Below are 22312 nucleotides of genomic sequence, written 5' to 3'. Positions count from 1 at the left end.
CCTGAGCCCCTCAGCGCCAGCTGTGCGGCGCCCGGAAGCCCGGCTCGCGCTCCAGGCGGCGCCAGCCCGCGCGGGCGCGGCCGCGGTGGGCCGGGGTGGCCTCGGAGGTCTGGGCGGCGGCGCGGGCGAGGAGGAGGGCCGTGATGGCGGCGACCTCTTCCGGCTCGGCGTGGCCCTTCTCGACGCGAATGTCAGGCAGGTTCATGGGTGTCAGTCTCCAGGGACGAGGTTTCCGCAGGGGTACCGAGAGGGATCCGCTGGGTTACTGGGGCGGGTTGCCGTGCTTGCGGGAGGGCAGGTCGGCGTGCTTGGTGTGGAGCATCGCGAGGGAGCGGATGAGGACCGCGCGGGTGTCCGCGGGGTCGATCACGTCGTCCACGAGGCCGCGTTCGGCCGCGTAGTACGGGTGCATCAGCTCGGCCTTGTACTCCTTGACCATCCGGACCCGCATCGCCTCGGGGTCCTCGGCGTCGGCGATCTGCCGCCGGAAGATGACGTTGGCGGCACCCTCGGCGCCCATCACGGCGATCTCGTTGGTCGGCCACGCGTATGTGAGGTCCGCACCGATGGACTGGCTGTCCATGACGATGTAAGCACCTCCGTACGCCTTCCGCAGGATCAGGGAGATCCGGGGCACGGTCGCGTTGCAGTAGGCGTACAGCAGCTTCGCGCCGTGGCGGATGATTCCACCGTGCTCCTGGTCGACGCCGGGCAGGAAGCCGGGTACGTCCAGAAGAGTGACGATCGGGATGTTGAACGCGTCGCACATCTGCACGAAGCGGGCGGCCTTTTCGCTGGCCTCGATGTCCAGAACACCGGCCAGCGTCTGCGGCTGGTTGGCGACGATGCCGACCACCTGGCCGTCGAGACGGCCGAGGGCGCAGATGATGTTGCGGGCCCAGCGCTCGTGGACCTCCAGGTAGTCGCCGTCGTCGACGATCTCCTCGATGACCTTGGCCATGTCGTACGGCCGGTTGCCGTCCGCCGGGACGAGGTCCAGGAGGACCTCGCTGCGGCGGTCCACCGCGTCGGAGGCCTCCACGCGCGGCGGGTTCTCCCGGTTGTTCTGCGGGAGCATCGACAGGAGGTAGCGCACCTCGGCGATGCACGTCTCCTCGTCGTCGTACGCGAAGTGGGCCACACCGCTGGTCTCAGCGTGCACATCGGCGCCGCCGAGGCCGTTCTGGGTGATCTCCTCACCGGTGACCGCCTTGACGACGTCCGGGCCGGTGATGAACATCTGCGAGGTCTCGCGGACCATGAAGACGAAGTCCGTGAGGGCGGGGCTGTAGGCCGCGCCGCCCGCGCACGGGCCGAGCATCACGCTGATCTGCGGGATGACGCCGGACGCCCTGGTGTTGCGCTGGAAGATGCCGCCGTACCCGGCGAGGGCCGAGACACCCTCCTGGATACGGGCGCCCGCACCGTCGTTCAGCGACACCAGCGGGGCCCCGGCCACGATGGCCATGTCCATGATCTTGTGGATCTTCGTGGCGTGAGCCTCGCCGAGAGCGCCGCCGAAGATACGGAAGTCATGGGCGTAGACGAAGACCGTACGGCCCTCCACCGTGCCCCAGCCGGTGACGACACCGTCGGTGTACGGCTTCTTGGCCTCCAGACCGAACCCGGTGGCCCGGTGCCGGCGCAGCTGCTCGACCTCGTTGAAGGAGCCTGGGTCCAGCAGCAGCTCGATGCGCTCCCGGGAGGTCAGCTTGCCCTTGGCGTGCTGCGCCTCGGTCGCCTTCTCGCTGGGGCCGGCGATCGCCTGCGCACGAATCTCGTGCAGTTCTGCCACTCGCCCGCGCGCGTCCGTCGGCTCACCCGGCGCCTCATCCAAAACGGTCATGTAGCGACCTTACGAAGCCGAGCGAGCAAACCGGGCCGTCGACTCCGTACAGTCTCCGGCGCGTTTTCCTGGTACGACCGAACAGAACCGTCCCGGCATGCAGGCGAACCGACTGCTCAAGGGGTGTGGGGCTTGTAGGGGTCGCACAATGTCGGTCGGTCCGCCCGTGCGCGGCGATTCGCCCAGGCAGAGGGTAGCGGTACGGCCCAGACGGCGTACCAGCACACCCTGAAGATCAACATTGCGTGACTCGACGATCGCAGAAGCTACAAGGTTGAAACTCGGACGGAATAGACCTACGGTGGAGCGTGTTCGCTTCGTTGAAGATTGAACGAACCCCGCCTATCAATAAGGAGCAAGTCATGGGCACCCCCGAGCTGGCCGCGCTGACCGGTGACTACACGATCGACCCCTCCCACACGACCATCGGCTTCGTGGTCCGCCACGCCATGGTCACCAACGTCAAGGGCGGCTTCCTCGACTTCTCCGGCAGCCTGCACCTCGACGGCACGGACCCGTCCCGGTCCACCGCCTCCATCGACGTCAAGATGGACAGCATCGACACGGGCAACGCCGACCGTGACGGGCATCTGAAGAGCGCGGACTTCTTCAAGACCGACGAGTTCCCGACGATGACCTTCCGTTCGACCAAGGCGGAGGCCCTGGGCGACGACGACTACCGCATCACCGGCGATCTCTCCATCCTCGGCACCACCAAGCCGCTCACCATCGACCTGGAGTTCAACGGCGCCGCCAAGGACCCCTTCGGCAACGAGCGCGTCGGCTTCGAGGGCAAGGCGGAGATCCTGCGCTCCGAGTGGGGCCTGACGTGGAACGCGGCGCTGGAGACGGGCGGGGTGCTGGTGTCCGACAAGATCAAGCTGAACTTCGACATCTCGGCGATTCGGAACGCGGGTTGATCTTCCCCGGCGGGCTGCCCGAAATCCGCTGGTCGCCGGACCAGGCCCGTGTTTCCATTCCGCGGTGAAGAGCGAGAGTGTGACCGGTGAGAGCCCGGCTCCGAGTGTCCGGCAGCGAAGTGATCGCGACCTCGACGAGTGCGTCCGAGCGCTCGCCGAGGTCCACGAGCGCGACGGCTACCCGGTGATCTGGCCGCCCTCCCCCGGCGATTGGCTGTCACCGCCGTCGCTCATCGCCGCCTGGGTGGCGGAGTCTGACGGTCGGGTCGCGGGCCATGTCGGGCTGTGCGCGAGCGAGGCGGGAGATGCGGCGCCCGGGCTGTGGAGTGCGCGTACGGGTACGGCCGTCGACGCGACCGCCGTGGTCAGCCGGCTGTTCGTCGCCCCGTGGGCGCGGGGGCACGGGATCGGTGCGCTGCTGATGGGCCGGGCGGTGGGCGAAGCGCGGGATCGGGGCCTGCACCCGGTGCTCGACCTGGTGGCGACGGACACGGCAGCGGCCGCGCTGTACGAACGGCTGGGCTGGCGGTTGCTGGCCACGGTCGAGCAGCGGTGGGGCGAGGACCAGAGCCCGGTGACGATCAGGTGTTACGCGGCGGGGAGCTGACAGGCCCCGGCTGTTCCTGCGGATCCTGCCGAGCGGCTTCGAGCTTGGCCAGCGCGGCCCGGAGGCGAGCGGCACGCGTCGCCGGCGTCCGGGCTTTCAACAGCCCCAGCACGACGAGATACCGATCCGTCTTCCCGAGCCGCTCGAAGGCCGACCGGGCGGGCGGGTTGCGTTCGAGTGCCGCCGCCAGATCCTCCGGCACGCCGGCCTCCTTCTGCGACTCGTACGCCGCCGCCCACCGCCCGTCCGTCTTGGCCGCGTCCACCTCCGCGAGCCCGCCGGGCCGCATCCGCCCGGAGGCGGTGAGCTCCTCGACCCTCCGCACATTCACCATCGACCAGTCGCTGCGCGGCCTGCGCGGTGTGATCCGTTGCAGGTAGTACACCTCGTCGAGCCGCCGCCGGTGACCGGTGATCCAGCCGTGGCAGAGGGCGACGTCGTTGACGTCCCCCGCGCTGACGGAACGGATACCGGTCCCCTTCTTGGCGACCTTCACCCAGAGACCGGGGTGCGGGGCGGGATGGGCGGAGAGCCAGGCGTCGAGGTGGTCGACGTCCGGGAATGCTCGGGTCTCCGTGTCCTCGGGTGTGGTCATACAGGGCACGGTAGACGCGATATAGGCCGGTTCCCGTCCTATATGAGGCCTGCCCGTCCCATAGGAGCCCTATACGACGGCATCCTCCAGCACCTGGACGAGCACCCGGGCCTGAACGCCCTCCGGATCCGGGCTGGACAGCCCCGCCATGCACACCAGCGCCTTCCACAACGCCCAGCCGCGCCCTCGCCGCCAGGCGTCGTCAGGCAGCCCGACGGCCTCCCGGAAGACCTTCCGTTCCTCGCGGGCGAAGTAGTTCCAGGCGATGACGAGATCGCAGGCGGGGTCGCCGACGCCGCACGTGCCGAAGTCGATGACGGCGGAGAGTGCCCCATCGGTGGCGAGCAGATTGCCGACGGCGACGTCACCGTGGAACCAGGTCGGCGCCGACGGCCAGGCCGACGTCAACGCGTCCGCCCACACGGCCCGGCAGGCGGCCGCGTCGACGACACCGTCGAGCCTCTCCAGGGCCTCCTCGACCAGGTCGCCGTACACGCTGGGGTGGCAGCCGCGGTAGTACGAGTGCAGCCCGGCGGCCGGGCCCCGCCCTACGGGGGCCTGGCGCAGCTCGGTCAGGAAGTCGCCGAGATCGCGGGCGAGCCGGACGCGATCGATGCCGACCGAGGCCTCGACCGTCTCCCCCGGAAGCCACCTCCGCACCGACCACGGGAACGGATAACCCGCCGCCGGCCGCCCGACAGCGACCGGTTCCGGCACCGGCAACGACAGATGCCCGGCCAGACCGGGCAGACAGCGGTCCTCCTTCGCCACGGCGGCCACGTAGCCCTCCGCGCTCGGCAGCCGAACGGTCAGCTCGTCGCCGAGCCGGAAGGTGCGGTTGTCCCACCCCTGCCGGTCGACGGGTCTGACCGGGAGGCCGGCCCAGTCGGGGAACTGGTCGGCGATCAGGGTGCGTACGAGTTCGACGGTGATGTCAGGCACCGGATCAGTGTGCGTACGCATGCGGCACCGACCAAGTGGTTTTCCAACGGCCCCGGGGTGCAGGGGTGATGGCTGGTTCACACCCCTTGTGTGAGGGCTTTCGGCGTTCTCATAATCCTGCACAGAAATCGAGCTGGGCATGCCATCGGGCGAGGGTTCTTTCTCGGCCGACACATTGACATGACCTTGTCATTTCTGCGGTTTTGCGAGTCCCCGCATGTCAACCCCCCACGGAAGGCATCACGTTGAAGAGACTCATCACCGCCCTCAAGAGATGCGCCGTTGTCGGCGCCGCCGCGCTCGCGATCGCCAGCCTTCAGCCCGTCTCGGCCGCGCAGGCCGCTCCGTCGCCCGTCGTCGGCGGGACGCGGGCCGCGCAGGGTGAGTTCCCGTTCATGGTCCGGTTGTCGATGGGCTGTGGCGGCGCGCTGTACACCCAGCAGATCGTGCTCACCGCCGCGCACTGTGTGAGCGGGTCCGGGAACAACACGAGCATCACGGCCACCGCCGGGGTCGTGGACCTGCAGTCCACGAGCGGCCGGGTCCAGGTGCGCTCCACCAGGGTCCTCCAGGCGCCCGGCTACAACGGCACCGGCAAGGACTGGGCGCTCATCAAGCTCGCCCAGCCGATCAACCTGCCGACGCTGAAGATCGCCACCACCACGCAGTACAACACCGGTGACTTCACCGTCGCCGGCTGGGGAGCGGCCCGCGAGGGCGGCGCCCAGCAGCGTTATCTGCTCAAGGCCACGGTGCCGTTCGTCAACGACGCGACCTGCAGGGCCTACGGCGGCTACTACAGCGGCCTCGTCGCCGACGAGGAGATCTGCGCAGGCTTCGATCAGGGCGGCGTCGACACCTGCCAGGGCGACTCCGGTGGCCCGATGTTCCGCAAGGACAACGCGGGCGCCTGGATCCAGGTCGGCATAGTCAGCTGGGGCGAGGGCTGCGCCCGTCCCGACGCCCCCGGTGTCTACACCGAGGTCTCGACCTTCGCGTCCCAGATCGCCTCGGCCGCGGCCACCCTCTGAGGGAGGTCCCGGCAGCACCCGTACGACATCCATGGGCCCGGCGCTTCCCGCGCCGGGCCCGTGCCTTCTGTCTCAGAAGCCGCCGAAGTCTCCGCCGCCCCCGAAGTCGCCTCCGCCGCCGTAGTCGCCGCCGCCGAAGCCGCCGCTGAAGTCGTCCGTGTCGAAGTCGGCGCCCGAGACATCGCCGCCCTCGTAGCCGGCGGCGGCGCCGAAGTCGCCGTAACCCGTGCCGTACATGGCCGCGTACGAGGGGGTGGCCATCATGCTGCCGAGCATCGTGCCGACGAGGAGGCCGGGGAGGATGCCGCCGCCGAAGTAGCCGCCCGCCCAGGGGCCGTAGGCGGGGCCGGCGTCCCAGTAGGGGCGGCGGGCGCCGGGCACCGTCTCCACCTCGCGGATCATCGGGTCGCGGCCGTCGGCGAGGCGGGCCTGGTCGGCGGCGCAGACCGGGACCTCGCGTTCGGCGCCCACGCCCGGGGTCCAGGGGACGTCGGCGACCGACGGGCCGTGGCGGGGGTCGAAGAAGCAGGGGGCGCGGCGCTCGGGGAGCGGGCGGCCCTCCCTACGGGCGGTCAGTTGGGCGAGAGAGAAGCGGCCGTCCTCCAGGGCCTGGGTGACCGCGCGTACCTCCTCGGGGCGGGTCGCCGCCGCCATCAGCGACTTCGCCTCCTCGTACGCGTCCAGCGCCCGTTCGTAGTCGGCGCGCATCGCGTCGTCCGCGCCCGCCTCGGCGGGGTGGAAATCGAGGCGGTCCAGTTCCTCACCGAAGGCCGTGATGTCCTCGTCGACCACCACCTGGAGCTTCCTCAGGGCCTCGCGGCGTTCCGCTTCCTTCCTGAGACGGTTGCGGCGGACCAGCGCGTACGCGCCCACGCCGCCCGCGACCACCACCGCGCCCGCCGCGGCCAGGGCGGCCGCGTCCACGCCCGTGTCGCCGCCGTCGCTCCAGCTCGACGGGGCCGAGCCGCCGAGGTTGCTGCGCAGGGCGTCGTCCACGAAGTCGTTCAGCTGAGCCTTCGGGTCGCCGGCCCCCCGCACGGCCGTGACCAGGTTCGCCACCGCATCCTGGCTCAGGACGCTGCTGTCGGCCCGGGCGTCGAAGCGGTCACCGAGGCGGATGGCGTACAGGCCTGTCAGGCCGGTCTCGGTGCGGAGGTTCCGGAAGAGGTCCTCGGTGGGGTGGTCGGCCGGGAGGACGGCCACGAAGACCGGCTCGTCCGCGTCCTCGATCTTGTCTGCGAGCGCCTCGGCATCCGACGAGGAGAGCAGGTCGGAGGCGGCCGGATCGACGTAGACGGGGCTCTCGCGCAGGGACTCGGCCACCGTGGACAGGTCGGTGGCCGCGTGGGCGCTGGGCGCACCGACCGACAACACCGCCAGGGCCGCCGCCACGAACGGCGCGATCAGCAAGCGGAGGAACAGACGTCGACCAAATGCGCCCTTCATACCTTCGAAGCTACCCCTATCGCCGCGAAAGCGGACAATCCGGAGGCCGTCACGCCGCCCTGTACGCCTCGCCCAGCTTCGCCAGTGCCTCCGTGTAGCGGCCGGTGAGCAGTAGGTGGTCGGCCTCCGCGAAGGGCTTCGCGACGGATTCGGTCATGCGGACGTCCGCGCCCACCTTGCCCTGCACGAGCTGCCGCGCCTTGAGCACCACAGGGGGCACGCCCTTCGCCGCCTTCGTCGTCAGCCCCCAGCCGTACGGGAACTGCGGGTCGTACGACGTGTCGCCCACGTTGATCGGCAGCTGGGCCTCCGACCTTGGCCAGGTGACGGGGAGCCGGCCGGTGAAGGGCCGCTTGCCGTACAGGACGTCCGCGACGCCGTCGCCCTCCGAACCCGGCAGCCAGGAGGCGACGAGCGCGTCCATGTCGCCGAGCCGGTCACCGATGAGCTGGGGGCGGCCGGAGACGACGAGCACCGCGCACTTCATGGCGCCGCAGACCTTGTCCACGGCGGCCTTGTCGGCGTCGCTCAGCTCCAGGTCGTGGCCGTTGCCGACGTCGCCGAAGCCCTCGGCGTACGGGGCCTCGCCGACGACGACCACGCCCACGTCGTGCCCGGCGGTCGGGGCGGACGCGTCCTTCGAGTACGTCACCCGGTTCGCGCCGCCGGCCTTCCGCATGCCCTCCAGGATGGTCGTGCCCTCGGTGATGTCGCCGGACGAGCCCTGCCAGGTGATCGTCCAGCCGCCGCTCTGGTTGCCGATGTCGTCGGCGTTCGAGCCGGCCACGTACACCTTCTGGGACTTCTTCAGGGGCAGGACACCGCCCTTGTTCTTCAGCAGGACCTGTGACTTGGCCACGGCCTCGCGGGCCGCCGCGCGGTGTGCGGGCGAGCCGATGTCGTCGATGCCGCTGGTGTCGGCGTACGGCTGTTCGAAGAGGCCCAGCTTGAACTTCTGGGTGAGGATGCGGGAGACCGCGTCGTCGACGCGCCGCTCACTGACGCGGCCCGCCCTGACCTCGGCGACCAGGGTGCGGTGGAAGTCGCCGTACGCGTACGGGACCATGATCATGTCGAGGCCGGCGTTGACGGACGTACGGATGTCGGAGGCGTAGTCGCCGGGGATCTGGTCGATGGCCTGCCAGTCGCTGATGACGAAGCCGTCGAAGCCCATGCGGTCCTTGAGGACGCCGTTGATCATGTCGGCGCGGGCGTGCATCTTCACCGCCCCCTCGCCGTCGCCGAGGATGTCGAGGGACGAGAAGGACGGCATGACCGAGCCGACGCCGCGGTCCACGGCCTCCTGGTACGGCGCGAGGTGCACCGCCTCCAGTTCTTGGCGGGTGACCTTGGTGATGCCCTGGTCGATCGTGTACGTGCCGGTCGTGGACGAGCCGTACTCGGTGCCGCCGTCGCCGACGAAGTGCTTGGCGGTGGCGAGGGCCTTGTCGGACCGGTCCAGGTCGCGTCCGTCGCGGGCGCCCTGGAGGCCCTGGATGACCGTCTCCATCGACTCCACGAGCGCCGGGTCCTCACCGAAGGACTCGTAGGCCCGGCCCCAGCGGTCGTCGCGCGTCACACACAGGCAGGGGGCGAAGGCCCACGGGATGCCGGTGGCCCGGGTCTCGGCGGCCGTCAACTCGCCCATGCGGTAGGCGATTTCGGGGTCTCGGGTGGCGCCCAGGCCGATGTTGTGCGGGGTGATCGTGGCACCGGCCAGGTTGTTGTGGCCGTGGACCGAGTCCACGCCGTAGATCAGCGGGATCCGTAACCGTGTGGACAGGGCGCGGAGTTGGAAGCCGTCGATCATCTCGGCCCAGGCCTCGGGGGTGTTCCGCGCCGGGGTGGAGCCGCCGCCGGAGAGGACCGAGCCGAGTCCGTACGCCGTGATGTCGTCGGGGGTGGCGAGCGCGCCGCGCTCGGCCTGGGTCATCTGGCCGGCCTTCTCCTCCAGGGTCATTCGGGCGAGGAGGTCCGCGACGCGCTTGCGTACCGGCAGCTTCGGGTTGAGATAGGGCAGGCCGTGGGCGCCGATGACGGCCTTCGGGGTGGTGGCGGGGGCCTCGGCGCCGGTGACGGTGAGTTTGACGGGGATCGTTTCCGCCGTCTCCGGGGAGTTGTCGGGGAGGGTGCGTACGGCGATGGTGCGGGTGGTGCCGGAGGGGGTGCCCGGTGGGAAGGTGAGGGTGCCGGCGGCCGGGGTGTGGTCGCCGTCGGCGGTCGTCTTGTACGTGACGGTGACCGGCTTGGTGACCTTGCCGGTGACGGTGACGGGGATGTGGGCCGTGTCGCCCTCGGTGACGGGGTGGACGGTGGCGTCTGTGCGCACGGTCGGGGGGTCGGCGGCCGTCGCCGTGGCAGCGAAGGGCAGTGGGAGCAGGCCGGACAGCAGGGCGGCCGAGGCCAGGAGCGGCGTTCTTCGGGGGCGTGGGGTGCGTCGGGTGCTTCGGTCGTTCGTCGAGGACTGCATCAGGCTTCCCTCCGCTGAAACTCCAGGACCAGTCGACGCGCTCAACTCCCGTTTCGCTCTTGTGACTTGAAGGGAGTCAACTGTCGGCTCGGAAAGGCGTCAAGAGTCCTGTACAACCGCGCGGAAGGGGTGCGGGTCACGTCTCGCCCCCGCCGCCCCTACCCGTCCCTCCCCCACTCTCGGCCCCGCCACGCCTCAGAGCTCGGATGGCAGGGGTGCGTTGGCGGGTGCGGGTGAGTGGGGGCTGATCGCGCAGTTCCCCGCGCCCCTGAAAGAACTGGGGGCACCCCCTGGCTTTTAAGGGGCGCGGGGAACTGCGCGAGCAACCCACCACAGCCCGCAGCCGCCAACACACCCCGCACCCCCCGAGCTCTTGGGCCTTACTACTCCGCCGGGTCCACGCCGGCCCGGAGCAAGCCGTACGTGTATGCGTCCTCCAAGGCCTGCCAAGACGCGGCGATCACGTTGTCGGCTACGCCGACTGTGGACCACTCGCCGGAGCCGTCCGAGGTGGAGATCAGGACGCGGGTCGTGGAGTTGGTGCCGTGCTTGCCCTCCAGGATGCGGACCTTGTAGTCGACGAGCTCCAGCTTGGCGAGCTGGGGGTAGATCTTCTCCAGGGCCACCCGCAGCGCCCTGTCCAGCGCGTTGACCGGGCCGTTGCCCTCGGCCGTGGCGACGATGCGCTCGCTCTTGGCCCACAGCTTGACCGTGGCTTCGTTGGCGTGGCTGCCGTCGGGGCGGTCCTCGACGATGGCCCGCCAGGACTCGGTGCGGAAGTAGCGCTGGGGCTTGCCCGCGACCTCGTCGCGCAGCAGGATCTCGAAGCTCGCGTCGGCGGCCTCGTAGGTGTAGCCCCGCAGCTCGCGCTCCTTGACCCGCTCGACGACCCGGCCGACCAGCTCGCGGTCGCCGCCGAGATCGACGCCCAGTTCCTTGCCCTTGAGCTCGATGGAGGCACGGCCGGCCATGTCGGAGACCAACATGCGCATGGTGTTGCCGACCTGCTCGGGGTCGATGTGCTGGTACAGGTCCGGGTCGACCTTGATCGCGGAGGCGTGCAGGCCGGCCTTGTGCGCGAAGGCGGAGACACCGACGTACGGCTGGTGCGTGGACGGGGTGAGGTTGACGACCTCGGCGATGGCGTGGGAGATGCGCGTCATCTCGCGGAGGTGGCCGTCCGGGAGGACCTTCTTGCCGTACTTCAGCTCCAGGGCGGCGACCACCGGGAACAGGTTGGCGTTGCCGACACGCTCGCCGTAGCCGTTGGCGGTGCACTGGACGTGGGTCGCGCCCGCGTCGACGGCGGCCAGCGAGTTCGCCACGGCACAGCCTGTGTCGTCCTGGGCGTGGATGCCGAGCCGGGCGCCGGTGTCGGCGAGGACCGTCGAGACCACCGCCTGTACCTGCGCCGGGAGCATGCCGCCGTTGGTGTCGCAGAGGATGACCACGTCGGCGCCGGCCTCGGCAGCGGCCCGTACGACGGACTTCGCGTACTCGGGGTTGGCGCGGTAGCCGTCGAAGAAGTGCTCGCAGTCGACGAAGACGCGGCGGCCCTGCGACCGGAGGAAGGACACCGTGTCGCGGACCATCTCCAGGTTCTCGTCGAGGGTGGTGCGCAGGGCGAGCTCGACATGCCGGTCGTGGGACTTGGCGACCAGGGTGATCACCTCGGCGCCCGAGTCCAGGAGGGCCCTGACCTGCGGGTCCTCACTCGCCTTGCCGCCCGCGCGGCGAGTGGCGCCGAAGGCGACGAGCTGGGCGTGTTTGAAGTCGATCTCTTTCTTCGCCCGGGCGAAGAACTCCGTGTCCCTCGGGTTGGCGCCCGGCCAGCCGCCCTCGATGAAGCCCACGCCGAAGTCGTCCAGGTGCCGAGCGATGGCCAGCTTGTCCGCGACCGTGAGGTTGATGCCCTCGCGCTGGGCGCCGTCGCGCAGGGTGGTGTCGAAGACGTGGAACGAGTCGTCGAGCTCGCTGGTTACCGTCATGGTGTCAAGGCTCCTGTGTTGGATCTCGGTCTACCGGAATGACCGGCTCCACCGTCCTCCAATGATCCCTCGCACTGCGCTCCTGGCTGAGGTTGGGCCAGAAATGCGAAAAACCTCTCGCGGGTGCGAGAGGTCTGCGCGCGGGTCGAGGACGACGGTGTCCGCCCGTACCTGGTCGTACGTGGCGGTCACTGCGGACCGGCGCGCCTGCTGCCAATAATCATGGCGAACGAGAGCACGGAGGCAGTCTGGCACACCTGGCCCCCGTGCTCACCGTCCGTCTCAGGATGCGAACGGTTCGCGTTCCTATAGGCGGATGTAAGCAGGTGGCGTACGAAGACGTCGGTGGTCAGTGACCGCGGTGGATGAACACGTCCGCCACCCCGTTGGTGTCGTCCGCGACCAGGTCGTCAGCCGTGGAGGTGAAGACCACGGCGCGGCCGTGACGGGTGACCGCGCCCGGGAGCGCGGTGCCGGCCGTGGTCACGGGCCGGTTCGCGCCGGTGCGCAGATCGAGGAGGGTCAGTGCGCCGTCCCGGGCGAGGAGGACGTGGCGGCCGCGAGGGTCGGCGGCGACTGCCGTGCTGCCCTCGGGGCCGGCCGGTTCGGTGCGGCCGGTGCGCAGGTCGTGGACGTATGGCTGGGTCGGGCCGTTCGACGGGGCCGTCGTCGTGAGGATGACCCGGCGGCCGTCGGCGGAGAGGGCGGCGAGGACGGACCGGGCCTCGGGGCCGGGGTCCACGCGGTGGGTGGTGCCCGTCCGCCGGTCCTTGACGTAGACGCGGCCGAGGGCGCCGGAGGCCGAGCCGGTGAGCACGGTCACGTCGTACGCGACCGTGCGGCCGTCGGCGCTCAGCCGGACCTGGCCGATCATGCCCTCGGGCGGCAGCGAGGTGATCTGATCGTCGGTGCCGGTGGCCAGGTCGCGGACGTACAGCACGCGGGAGCCCTGGTTGCCGTGGCGGTTGCCGATCACGTAGGCCACGTACCGGCCGTCGGCGCTGATCGCGCCCACGGTGCCCAGTTCGTAGGAGGTGTCGTCCGGCTCCTGCGCGGGCCACAGTTCCTGTGTCTCGCCGGTCGTGCGGTCGTAGACGTACGGGTGCGGGAAGCGGTTGCCGTTGTGGTACGCGATCCGGCGCCCGTCGGCGCTGATCACCGCGCCGCCGGTGTACCGCATGTCCTCGGGTACGGGGGTCAGGGTGCCGGTGCGCAGGTCCTTGATGTGGATACGGCGCTCGTCTCCGCCGGCGGGGTCGGCCGTGACGAAGACCGCGTACCGGCCGCCCGGGGTGATCCGGGCGCCGGTCGAGGCGCTCGGGAGCTGGCCGCCGCCGGTGGCCGTGCTGATCCGCTGCACGCCGGGGGCGTGCGCGGACGCGGTGGGCAGGGCGGCGGTCAGGGTGAGCGCGGCGGCCAGGGCCGCGCCCCAGGCGGTACGGCGGTGTGCGACTAATCGTGGCGCATGGGACATGGTTCCCCCCGAAACCTCGTCTTCCCCCCAGCCCTTCGCCGAGGGCACACCGGGATACAAGCGCATCAACCACCCCGGGTCAATGCGTTCGATAACGTACAACCCGGGCGGCTGATCACGTGTCCGCGCGCCGCGTTCACCCCAGGGACTCGTCCGGGAACTGCCGAAGCCCGCCCCGGATGGAATCGTCCGGGGCGGGCTCCAGGGAATCAGGGACCAGGCAACGGCGACGTGGTCAGCCCAGTTCGTGCATCCAGCCGTGGGTGTCCTCGGCCGTGCCGCGCTGGATGTTCAGGAGGGCGTCGCGGAGTTCGAGGGTGACGGGGCCGGGTTCGCCGCCGGACTGGTGCCACTGGGCGCCGGTGCGCTTGACCGTGCCGACGGGGGTGATGACGGCGGCCGTGCCGCAGGCGAAGACCTCGGTGAGGGTGCCGTTCTCGGAGTCGGTCTGCCACTGGTCGATGGAGATACGGCCCTCCTCGGCGGTGTAGCCGAGGTCGCGGGCGACCGTGAGCAGCGAGTCGCGCGTCACGCCCTCCAGGATCGAGCCTGTGAGGGAGGGGGTGACGATGCGGTCGCCGTACACGAAGTACAGGTTCATGCCGCCGAGTTCCTCGACCCAGGTGCGCTCGACCGCGTCGAGGTAGCAGACCTGGGCGCAGCCCTCGGCGGCGGCCTCGGCCTGGGCGAGGAGGGACGCGGCGTAGTTGCCGCCGGTCTTGGCGTCGCCCATGCCGCCGGGGACGGCGCGGACGTGGTCCTCGGAGACCCAGATGGAGACGGGCTTGACGCCGCCGGGGAAGTAGGCGCCGGCCGGGGAGGCGATGACCATGAAGAGGTACTCGTTGGCCGGCTTGACGCCGAGGCCGACCTCGGTGGCGATCATGAAGGGGCGCAGGTAGAGGGACTCCTCGCCGCCGTGCGCCGGGACCCAGGCCTGGTCCTGCTTCACCAGCACGTCACACGCCTCGATGAACGTCTCGACCGGCAGCTCCGGCATACCGAGCCGGCGCGCGGAGGCCTGGAAGCGCGCCGCGTTCTTCTCCGGACGGAAGGTGGCGACGGACCCGTCGGGCTGGCGGTAGGCCTTCAGCCCCTCGAAGATCTCCTGCGCGTAGTGCAGGACCATCGTGGCCGGGTCCAGGGAGATCGGCGCGTACGGAACGAGCTGGCCGTCGTGCCAGCCACGGCCCTCGGTCCACTTGATGACGACCATGTGGTCGGTGAAGTGGCGGCCGAATCCTGGATCGGCCAGGATCGCCGTGCGCTCCGCGTCGGAGAGTGGCGAGGCCGAGGGCTTGAGCTCGATCGTGGGCGTCGTCATGAGTGGTTGTCCTTCACCGGTTGTGTGTGACGGGCCGCGCTCACATCCGTACGGCCAGTGGCCGGTGCTAGGACGTCCGAGCATTCCCTCATTCGGCGGCTCCGCGTTCGATTATCGCAAGCGGGGCTGCTGGAAGAAAACGGCGTGAATGCGACCCGGAGGATTGATGGTGACACCCGGCGGGGGCATGGGGAAGCCGCCGGGTGCCAGAGGGACCCGACGGCTTCGAAGGTTTCGAGTGGCGCGGCGGGATCAGCCGGCTACTCGTACGGCGAGCGCGTCGCCGATCTCGTCCGTGCTGCGGCCGGGCTTGCCGACGCGCTCCGCGAGGTCGGCGGAGACGGCGTCCTCGATGCGCGTGGCCTCGGCCTCGTAGCCGAGGTGGCGCAGGAGGAGGGCGACGGACAGGACCGTGGCGGAGGGGTCGGCCTTGCCCTGGCCGGCGATGTCGGGCGCCGAGCCATGCACAGGCTCGAACATCGAGGGGAACTCGCCGGACGGGTTGATGTTCCCGCTCGCGGCGACGCCGATGCCGCCGGAGACGGCCGCGGCGAGGTCGGTGATGATGTCGCCGAAGAGGTTGTCGGTGACGATCACGTCGAAGCGCTCGGGCTGCGTGACCAGGTAGATGGTCGCCGCGTCCACGTGCATGTACTCGGTGGTGACCTCGGGGAACTCCGCGGCCACCTTGTTGAAGATGTTGGTCCACAGGTGGCCCGCGAAGGTCAGCACGTTGTTCTTGTGGATCAGCGCGAGCTTCTTGCGGGGGCGGGCCTGGGCGCGGGCGAACGCGTCGCGGACCACGCGCTCGACACCGAAGGCCGTGTTCACGGAGACCTCGGTGGCGACCTCGTGCTCGGTGCCCTTGCGGATCGTGCCGCCGTTGCCGGTGTACGGGCCCTCGGTGCCCTCGCGGACCACGACGAAGTCGATGGCCGGCTGGCCCTTCAGGGGAGTCTCGACACCCGGGAGCAGCTTCGACGGACGCAGGTTGACGTGGTGGTCGAAGGCGAAGCGGAGCTTCAGCAGGAAGCCGCGCTCCAGGACGCCGGACGGCACGCTCGGGTCGCCGATCGCGCCGAGCAGGATCGCGTCGTGCTGCCTGAGCGACTCCAGGTCCGCCTCGGTGAGGGTCTCACCGGTGGCGTGGTAGCGCTTGGCGCCGAAGTCGTACTCCTTGGTCTCCAGCTTCACATCCTGCGGAAGGACGGCGGAGAGGACCTTGAGTCCCTGGGCCACGACTTCCTGACCGATGCCGTCACCGGGGATCACTGCGAGATTGAGGCTGCGAGACATGACGGCACCGTACTCCTGGTCCCACGGGATGACACACGGCGTCCGGGATACGGACACCCGGGCGAGTGACAACTTCCACAAGTCGCCCCGCGTTCACCCGTATGTGTAGCGGGCGTTGGCATTCGCTGGGAAGTTGCCTCCCATGGACATTCCCGACTTCGGCATTCCGCCGCAGCTCGCGCGCCGGATGAGCATGGCCGAGCAGCACGAGTACCTGCGTACGAAGCTGACGCGGCGTCGCACGCTGGTGACGGCGGGCGCGGTGGCGGCGGGCGGACTGCTGACCGGCTGCGGCGGCTCCCGATCGTCGGGCTCGCCGAGCGCCACGACCTCGGCCCCGTCGCCCGCCACCTCCAAGGCGCCGGGCGCGCTCGTCACCCCCTTCGGCCGCCATCTCGCCTTCGGCACCGACCCGAAGACGCGGATGCGGATCTCCTGGCAGGTGCCGGTCGCGGTGAAGAAGCCGTACGTCCGGATCGGCCTGAAGCCCGACGACCTGAGCCGGAAGATCGAGGCCGAGATACGCGACCTGCACACGCCGGGTGTCCAGGGCGTGCGCCTCGCACTGGACCAGTACTACCTGCACGCGGCCCTGGACGGCCTGCTCCCCGGTACGACGTACTACTACGGCGTCGGCCACGAGGGTTTCGACCCGGCCTCGCCGGGGCGCAGGTCGACGATCGAGTCGTTCCGTACGGCGCCGGCGAGCCCGGAGAAGTTCGTGTTCACGGCGTTCGGCGACCAGGGTGTCGGCAAGGCCGCGGCCGCCAACGACAACGTCATCCTCCTTCAGAAGCCCGCCTTCCACCTCCACGCGGGCGACATCTGCTACGCGAACGTGAACGGCAAGGGCGTGGAGCAGGACGGCTACGACCCCGCTTTCTGGGACCTGTTCCTCAAGCAGAACGAGACGGTCACCAAGTCCGTGCCCTGGATGGTGACGACCGGCAACCACGACATGGAGGCCTGGTACTCACCGGACGGCTACGGCGGCCAGCTCGCCCGCTGGTCCCTCCCGGACAACGGCTTCGACCCGCGCTCGGCTCCGGGCGTGTACTCGTTCACGTACGGAAACGTCGCCATCGTCGCGCTGGACGCGAACGACGTGTCGTACGAGATCCCCGCCAACTACGGCTACACCGGCGGCCTGCAGACGAAGTGGCTGGACGAGAAGCTGGCGGAGCTGCGCAGGTCGAAGGACGTCGACTTCGTCGTCGTCTACTTCCACCACTGCGCGTACTCGACGTCGGCGCACGCCTCCGACGGCGGTGTGCGGGCCGAGTGGGTGCCGGTGTTCGCCCGACACCAGGTGGACCTGGTGATCAACGGCCACAACCACGTGTACGAGCGCACGGACGCCATCAAGGACGGCGAGGTCGGCAGGGCGGTGCCGATCGGCGCGTCGACCGACCCGGCGCGGGACGGCATCGTGTACGTCACGGCGGGCGGCGGTGGCAAGGATCTGTACGGCTTCCCGTCGGGCGTCGACGAGAGCTACGAGGGGCACGTCACGCGCCACGACACCGTCGACACCTTTCAGTGGACCAAGCAGCGCGCCTCCGACGGGGAGACCGTGGAGTGGTCGCGCGTGCGCTACCGCGGCTTCTCCTTCCTCAAAGTGGAGGCGGAGAGCGGCTCCAGGCCCGCCCTGTTGGTGTCGGCGCTGGCGCACAACGGCGAGCGCATCGACCATTTCGAGGTGCGGCGCGGCGCGTAAGTCCTCAGCGTACTCACGGCCGCACCGCACCCCATGGGGGTCCCCCCGCTCGAGCGAAGTCGAGAGTGGGGGAGGGTGCGGCTCCCGGCTGGTGGGGGCACTCAGTGCCCGGTGGAGCCTCCGTTGTCCCTGCGGTCGAGGGCGCGCTGGAGGGCGGCGGCGGCGTTCCTGCGGTCGGACTCGCTCGTCGGGGAAGCGTGACGGACTCGGCGGCGGACGGTCGTCTCGGCCATGGGGAATCGACTCCTTCGAGGCAATCCGGAGTACGGAAACGGGGGGTTGCGAGACGCCGGATGGGGCGGGGAGCGGGGCCGCAGGGGTTGCCTGCCTCGGGCTCCGGCTCACGACCGCCATTCGCTTGGTCGAGCGAGACGTTCGGCTCCTACAAAGCTAAGCGAGTCCGGAGCATCTGTCTCCACAATTAGTCGGACTTCCTACTATCTGAGACGGTGGATTGGGTCACACGCCGCTGACCTGCGCTTTTCATCCTCGGGAACGCGGTCGCGCCCGGCCCCTCCGTGGTGGAGGTGCCGGGCGCGGCGTCGGTCGCCGGGCGGTTCAGCCCATGTGCGGGTACGTGTAGTCCGTCGGCGCCACCAGGGTTTCCTTGATCGCGCGGGTCAGGGTCCAGCGCATCAGGTTCTGCGGGGCTCCCGCCTTGTCGTTCGTGCCGGAGGAGCGGCCGCCGCCGAACGGCTGCTGGCCGACCACGGCACCCGTCGACTTGTCGTTGATGTAGAAGTTGCCGGCCGCGTAGCGGAGCTTGTTCATCGTGTGGGCGGCGGCCGCGCGGTCGCCCGCGATGACGGCGCCCGTCAGGGCGTAGTCCGACACCGACTCCATCTGGGTCAGCATCTCGTCGTACGCCTCGTCCTCGTAGACGTGCACCGCGAGGAACGGGCCGAAGTACTCCGTGGTGAAGACCTCGTTCTCCGGGTCCGTGCACTCGACGACCGTCGGGCGGACGAAGTAGCCGACCGAGTCGTCGTAGGTGCCGCCCGCGACGATCGTGCAGGCCGGGTCGGACTTGGCGTGGTCGATGGCGGCCTTGTTCTTGGCGAAGGCGCGCTCGTCGATGACCGCGCCGACGAAGTTCGACAGGTCGGTGACGTCGCCCATGGTGATGCCGTCGACCTCGGCCGCGAACTCCTCCTTGAAGCCGGAGTTCCAGATCGAGGTGGGGATGTAGGCACGCGAGGTCGCGCTGCACTTCTGCCCCTGGTACTCGAAGGCGCCCCGGGTCAGGGCCGTCTTCAGGATGGCGCGGTCGGCGGACGGGTGGGCGACCACGAAGTCCTTGCCGCCGGTCTCGCCGACGAGGCGCGGGTACGAGCGGTACTTCTCGATGTTCGCGCCGACCGTCTTCCACAGGTACTGGAAGGTCCTGGTCGAGCCGGTGAAGTGGATGCCGGCGAGGTCGCGGTGTTCGAGAGCCACCTTGGAGACCTCGATGCCGTCCCCGGTGACGAGGTTGATGACGCCCTTGGGCAGGCCCGCCTCCTCCAGCAGCCGCATGAGCAGGACGGCGGCGTGGGTCTGGGTCGGGGACGGCTTCCAGACCACCACGTTGCCCATGAGCGCGGGGGCGGTGGGCAGGTTGCCCGCGATCGCCGAGAAGTTGAAGGGGGTGATCGCGTAGACGAAGCCCTCCAGCGGGCGGTGGTCGAGGCGGTTCCAGACGCCCGGGGAGTTGGCCGGGGGCTGCTCGGCGAGCAGGTCACGGGCGTACTTGACGTTGAAGCGCCAGAAGTCGATCAGCTCGCAGGGGGTGTCGATCTCGGCCTGCTGGATGGTCTTGGACTGGCCGAGCATCGTCGAGGCCGCCAGCGTCTCGCGCCAGGGGCCGGAGAGCAGTTCGGCGGCGCGCAGGATGATCGCGGCGCGGTCGTCGAAGGACATCGCGCGCCAGGCGGGCGCGGCGGCGAGGGCCGCGTCGATGGCGTCCCGGGCGTCCTGCTGGGTGGCGTTGGCGTAGGTGCCGAGGCGGGCCTTGTGGTTGTGCGGCTGTACGACGTCGAACCGCTCGCCGCCGCCCATCCGCTTCTCGCCGCCGATCGTCATCGGCAGGTCGACCGGGTTCTCGGCCAGCTCCTTCAGCTTGGCCTCCAGCCGAGCCCGCTCGGGCGAGCCAGGGGCGTAGCCGAGCACCGGCTCGTTGACGGGGGTGGGGACCTGGGTCACAGCGTCCATGGGTTACCTCTTCCGAGTGATTCCCGGGCTTCAGCCGGAGGGAGCCGAAGCCGTTGCGTATGGTGAGCAGCGGTCAGGGCTTAACCGTCACGAACTCGCCGAGGCGGGCTCGTGAGAAGCCCCTCGGGGCGGAGTCACGGGTTCCGTAACTCCTTTCCACGGAACCGGGTCCGGCTCAGCCGCCGCTCATCCAGCGCATCACCCCTTGCTGACCATCGAGCGGACGAAGAAGCGGAGATTGGCCGGTTTCTCCGCCAAGCGCCGCATGAAATAGCCGTACCAGTCCGTGCCGTACGCCGTGTAGACCCGCATGCGGTGTCCCTCGGCGGCGAGGCGCAGATGCTCCTCGCCGCGGATGCCGTACAGCATCTGGAACTCGTACTCGTCGAGCTTGCGCTGGGCGCGGCGGGCGAGTTCCTGCGCGATGGAGATGAGGCGCGGGTCGTGGGACCCGATCATCGGGTACCCCTCGCCCTCCATGAGGATCCTCAGGACGCGTACGTACGCCCTGTCGATCTCGGTCTTCTGCTGGAAGGCGACGGAGGCGGGCTCCTTGTAGGCGCCCTTGACCAGCCGTACGCGGCTGCCGTTCGCGGCGAGGCGGCGGGCGTCGGCCTCGGTGCGGAAGAGGTAGGCCTGGATGACGCAGCCGGTCTGCGGGAAGTCGCGGCGCAGTTCGTCGTGGATGGCGAACATCGAGTCGAGCGTGGTGTGGTCCTCCGCGTCGAGGGTGACCGTCGTACCGATCGCGGCGGCGGCCTCGACGACCGGGCGGACATTGGCGAAGGCCAGCTCGTGGCCGCCCGGCAGCGCCTGCCCGAAGAGGGACAGTTTCACCGACACCTCGGCGCGCTCGCCGAGCTCCAGCTCCTTCAGGCGGTCGATGAGTTCCAGGTAGGCGTCGCGGGCGGCGCCGGCCTGGTCGGGGCGGGTGATGTCCTCGCCGACGACGTCCAGCGTGACTTCCAGGCCCCGGTCGGTGAGGTCCCTGACGACGGGAACGATGTCGTCGACGGTCTCGCCGGGGATGAAGCGGTCGACGACCTGCTTGGTCACGGGCGCCGCCGAGATCAGGCGTCGCATCCGGTCGCTGCGCGACGCGGCGAGAATCACGGGACCCAGCACGGGGCACCTCCACAAACCAGCAGATAGAACCACCGTGAAACCTAAGGATCCCTCCGATCGTCGGCCATCGACAGCTGTCACGCATCCGTGCCGCAGATCTCAGACAGGTGTATGAAGAGTTGGGGAATTGAGGGAGAATGCCCGGGTGACGTCCGAAGCCGGCCCTTTCAAGAGCACGGGTGACTACCAGGAGCTCGTCGACGAGATCTCCGGTCTGCTCGGAGCCCCGGCGACCCTGGAGAACCGCGACTTCGAGCTGATCGTCTTCGGCGCGTACGACAGTGAGGGCGCCCTCGATCCGTCGGCCCTCGACCCGGTCCGCGCCCGTTCGATCCTGACCCGCCGCTCGACGACGGCGGTGCGGGAGTGGTTCGAGGGGTTCGGCATCACGCGGGCGACCGGCCCGGTCCGCATTCCGCCGACTCCGGCGGCCGGGGTGCTGCGCGGCCGCATCTGCCTCCCCGTACGTCATCGGGGGGTCGCCCTCGGTTACGTCTGGCTCCTGGACGGCGATCCCGGCCCCACCGACGCGCAGCTGTCCGCCGCCATGACGGTCGCCTCCCGCATCGGTGCCCTCCTCGCGGACGAGGCACAGGCGGGCGCCGACCTCACCCGGGAGCTGCGCGCGGTCCTCACCGCCGAGCGCGGCTGGGAGCGGGACATGGCGGTGGCGGAGCTGCGCACGGCCCTCGGCCCACGCGGGGACGGCGTCCACACGGTGGTGTGCGTGGCCCCGTGGCCGTCCACCCACCCTGAAGACGCGCCCTCGTTCCGTACGGTGCCGGGGGCGACGGCGCTGTGCACGGTGCCGTGGAGCGCGGCCGGGCAGACCCTCGCCCTGCTGGTACGGCTGCGCTCGGCGGACGTACCGGCCCCGGCGCTCGCGGCCGCCGCCCGGCTGCTGGAGCGGGCGGGCGCGCACGCGGCGGCCGGCGTCGCGGGCCCTCGCACCGGCCTCTCCGACCTTGGCACCGCCTGGCGGGAGGCGTCGGCGGCGGCCCGTGCCGTACTGGCGGAGCCGCGCCTCGGCCCGGTCGCCGAGTGGCGCTCCATCGGCCCCTACCGCCTGCTGACCGCCCTGCCGCCGGAGGCTCCCCAGGACCCTGCCGTACGTACCCTGCTCTCCCCCGCTCACCGCGAACTCGCCCACACCGCCGAGGTGTTCCTCGACTGCGCGGGCCAGGCCGGGCGCACGGCGGCCGAGTTGGGCATCCACCGCCAGACCCTCTACTACCGCCTCTCCCGCGTCGAGAAGCTCACCGGGCTCGACCTGGACGACGGGGAGGACCGGCTGCTGCTGCACATGGCGTTGAAGGGGGCACGGCTCTAGTCGAGGGCCAA

The 22312-nt window shown here is 70.1% G+C and carries 18 protein-coding genes; 5 read left to right on the top strand and 13 right to left on the bottom strand.

Features of this window, described 5'->3' with window-relative positions; translation table 11 throughout:
- Window positions 1–10 precede the first annotated feature (10 nt).
- Window positions 11–205: an acyl-CoA carboxylase epsilon subunit gene (locus F3T56_RS13230; RefSeq protein WP_149825339.1), complete on the bottom strand. Its 195-nt coding sequence runs from the start codon at window positions 203–205 to the stop codon at window positions 11–13.
- Window positions 206–262: 57 nt separating this feature from the next.
- On the bottom strand, window positions 263–1846 hold the full coding sequence (locus tag F3T56_RS13225) for an acyl-CoA carboxylase subunit beta (RefSeq protein WP_149825337.1): 1584 nt from the start codon (window positions 1844–1846) through the stop codon (window positions 263–265).
- A gap of 362 nt (window positions 1847–2208) precedes the next feature.
- Here F3T56_RS13225 and F3T56_RS13215 point away from each other — a divergent pair, with 362 nt between their 5' ends.
- Both F3T56_RS13215 and F3T56_RS13210 read left to right on the top strand, forming a co-directional pair.
- Window positions 2209–2766: a YceI family protein gene (locus F3T56_RS13215; protein WP_149825333.1), complete on the top strand. Its 558-nt coding sequence runs from the start codon at window positions 2209–2211 to the stop codon at window positions 2764–2766.
- Window positions 2767–2830: 64 nt separating this feature from the next.
- The gene (locus F3T56_RS13210) at window positions 2831–3373 is read left to right on the top strand and encodes a GNAT family N-acetyltransferase (RefSeq protein ID WP_149825331.1); all 543 of its coding nucleotides are present in this window, start codon (window positions 2831–2833) and stop codon (window positions 3371–3373) included.
- Here the strand turns inward: F3T56_RS13210 and F3T56_RS13205 are convergent.
- Window positions 3348–3968: a YdeI/OmpD-associated family protein gene (locus tag F3T56_RS13205; protein ID WP_149825329.1), complete on the bottom strand. Its 621-nt coding sequence runs from the start codon at window positions 3966–3968 to the stop codon at window positions 3348–3350. The two genes, F3T56_RS13210 and F3T56_RS13205, sit on opposite strands and share 26 nt — an antisense overlap.
- A 69-nt stretch (window positions 3969–4037) precedes the next feature.
- Window positions 4038–4910: an aminoglycoside phosphotransferase family protein gene (locus tag F3T56_RS13200; RefSeq protein WP_149825327.1), complete on the bottom strand. Its 873-nt coding sequence runs from the start codon at window positions 4908–4910 to the stop codon at window positions 4038–4040.
- 245 nt (window positions 4911–5155) lie between these two features.
- Between F3T56_RS13200 and F3T56_RS13195 the strand changes: the two genes are divergently transcribed.
- Window positions 5156–5941 (top strand): S1 family peptidase, encoded by a 786-nt coding sequence (locus tag F3T56_RS13195; RefSeq protein WP_149825325.1) that lies wholly within the window; start codon window positions 5156–5158, stop codon window positions 5939–5941.
- A gap of 72 nt (window positions 5942–6013) precedes the next feature.
- Here F3T56_RS13195 and F3T56_RS13190 read toward each other — a convergent pair whose 3' ends face one another.
- The 6 genes from F3T56_RS13190 to F3T56_RS13165 form a co-directional block, all read right to left on the bottom strand.
- Complete coding sequence (locus F3T56_RS13190; RefSeq protein WP_149825323.1) at window positions 6014–7387, bottom strand: hypothetical protein; 1374 nt, start codon at window positions 7385–7387, stop codon at window positions 6014–6016.
- A 49-nt stretch (window positions 7388–7436) separates the two neighbouring features.
- Window positions 7437–9857, bottom strand: a complete 2421-nt coding sequence (locus F3T56_RS13185; RefSeq protein ID WP_149825321.1) for a glycoside hydrolase family 3 N-terminal domain-containing protein — start codon at window positions 9855–9857, stop codon at window positions 7437–7439.
- 383 nt (window positions 9858–10240) lie between these two features.
- Window positions 10241–11845, bottom strand: coding sequence for a citramalate synthase (gene cimA / locus F3T56_RS13180; protein WP_149825319.1), 1605 nt, complete (start codon window positions 11843–11845; stop codon window positions 10241–10243).
- Window positions 11846–12194: 349 nt separating this feature from the next.
- Window positions 12195–13319 carry a hypothetical protein gene (locus F3T56_RS13175; protein ID WP_149825317.1) on the bottom strand — a complete coding sequence of 375 codons (1125 nt, stop codon included), beginning with the start codon at window positions 13317–13319 and terminating at the stop codon, window positions 12195–12197.
- A gap of 235 nt (window positions 13320–13554) precedes the next feature.
- Window positions 13555–14643, bottom strand: a complete 1089-nt coding sequence (locus F3T56_RS13170) for a branched-chain amino acid aminotransferase (RefSeq protein ID WP_149825315.1) — start codon at window positions 14641–14643, stop codon at window positions 13555–13557.
- A gap of 252 nt (window positions 14644–14895) precedes the next feature.
- Window positions 14896–15939, bottom strand: coding sequence for a 3-isopropylmalate dehydrogenase (locus tag F3T56_RS13165; protein WP_149825313.1), 1044 nt, complete (start codon window positions 15937–15939; stop codon window positions 14896–14898).
- A gap of 142 nt (window positions 15940–16081) precedes the next feature.
- On the opposite strand from F3T56_RS13165, the gene F3T56_RS13160 reads away from it, so the two are divergent.
- The gene (locus tag F3T56_RS13160) at window positions 16082–17656 is read left to right on the top strand and encodes a purple acid phosphatase family protein (protein WP_149825311.1); all 1575 of its coding nucleotides are present in this window, start codon (window positions 16082–16084) and stop codon (window positions 17654–17656) included.
- A gap of 101 nt (window positions 17657–17757) precedes the next feature.
- Here F3T56_RS13160 and F3T56_RS49265 read toward each other — a convergent pair whose 3' ends face one another.
- The 3 genes from F3T56_RS49265 to F3T56_RS13145 form a co-directional block, all read right to left on the bottom strand.
- Window positions 17758–17889 carry a hypothetical protein gene (locus F3T56_RS49265; RefSeq protein WP_149825310.1) on the bottom strand — a complete coding sequence of 44 codons (132 nt, stop codon included), beginning with the start codon at window positions 17887–17889 and terminating at the stop codon, window positions 17758–17760.
- A gap of 325 nt (window positions 17890–18214) precedes the next feature.
- On the bottom strand, window positions 18215–19846 hold the full coding sequence (pruA, locus tag F3T56_RS13150; RefSeq protein ID WP_149825308.1) for an L-glutamate gamma-semialdehyde dehydrogenase: 1632 nt from the start codon (window positions 19844–19846) through the stop codon (window positions 18215–18217).
- Window positions 19847–20044: 198 nt separating this feature from the next.
- Window positions 20045–20971 carry a proline dehydrogenase family protein gene (locus tag F3T56_RS13145; protein WP_149825306.1) on the bottom strand — a complete coding sequence of 309 codons (927 nt, stop codon included), beginning with the start codon at window positions 20969–20971 and terminating at the stop codon, window positions 20045–20047.
- A gap of 145 nt (window positions 20972–21116) precedes the next feature.
- Here F3T56_RS13145 and F3T56_RS13140 point away from each other — a divergent pair, with 145 nt between their 5' ends.
- The gene (locus F3T56_RS13140; protein WP_246203600.1) at window positions 21117–22301 is read left to right on the top strand and encodes a PucR family transcriptional regulator; all 1185 of its coding nucleotides are present in this window, start codon (window positions 21117–21119) and stop codon (window positions 22299–22301) included.
- The last annotated feature ends 11 nt before the right edge of the window (window positions 22302–22312 follow it).

This window comes from Streptomyces tailanensis (assembly GCF_008386495.1).
In the GTDB taxonomy this organism is placed as follows: domain Bacteria; phylum Actinomycetota; class Actinomycetes; order Streptomycetales; family Streptomycetaceae; genus Streptomyces; species Streptomyces tailanensis.
Note: the sequence above shows the minus strand (reverse complement) of the source record. Positions and strands in the feature narration are given on the sequence as shown.

Coding starts and splice junctions, on each gene's coding strand:
- F3T56_RS49265 (WP_149825310.1), bottom strand. CDS start 17,889: ATGGCCGAGACGACCGTCCGCCGCCGAGTCCGTCACGCTTCCCCGACG.
- F3T56_RS13185 (WP_149825321.1), bottom strand. CDS start 9,857: ATGCAGTCCTCGACGAACGACCGAAGCACCCGACGCACCCCACGCCCC.
- F3T56_RS13160 (WP_149825311.1), top strand. CDS start 16,082: ATGGACATTCCCGACTTCGGCATTCCGCCGCAGCTCGCGCGCCGGATG.
- F3T56_RS13205 (WP_149825329.1), bottom strand. CDS start 3,968: ATGACCACACCCGAGGACACGGAGACCCGAGCATTCCCGGACGTCGAC.
- F3T56_RS13230 (WP_149825339.1), bottom strand. CDS start 205: ATGAACCTGCCTGACATTCGCGTCGAGAAGGGCCACGCCGAGCCGGAA.
- F3T56_RS13175 (WP_149825317.1), bottom strand. CDS start 13,319: ATGTCCCATGCGCCACGATTAGTCGCACACCGCCGTACCGCCTGGGGC.
- F3T56_RS13165 (WP_149825313.1), bottom strand. CDS start 15,939: ATGTCTCGCAGCCTCAATCTCGCAGTGATCCCCGGTGACGGCATCGGT.
- F3T56_RS13225 (WP_149825337.1), bottom strand. CDS start 1,846: ATGACCGTTTTGGATGAGGCGCCGGGTGAGCCGACGGACGCGCGCGGG.
- cimA (WP_149825319.1), bottom strand. CDS start 11,845: ATGACGGTAACCAGCGAGCTCGACGACTCGTTCCACGTCTTCGACACC.
- F3T56_RS13170 (WP_149825315.1), bottom strand. CDS start 14,643: ATGACGACGCCCACGATCGAGCTCAAGCCCTCGGCCTCGCCACTCTCC.
- F3T56_RS13190 (WP_149825323.1), bottom strand. CDS start 7,387: ATGAAGGGCGCATTTGGTCGACGTCTGTTCCTCCGCTTGCTGATCGCG.
- pruA (WP_149825308.1), bottom strand. CDS start 19,846: ATGGACGCTGTGACCCAGGTCCCCACCCCCGTCAACGAGCCGGTGCTC.
- F3T56_RS13215 (WP_149825333.1), top strand. CDS start 2,209: ATGGGCACCCCCGAGCTGGCCGCGCTGACCGGTGACTACACGATCGAC.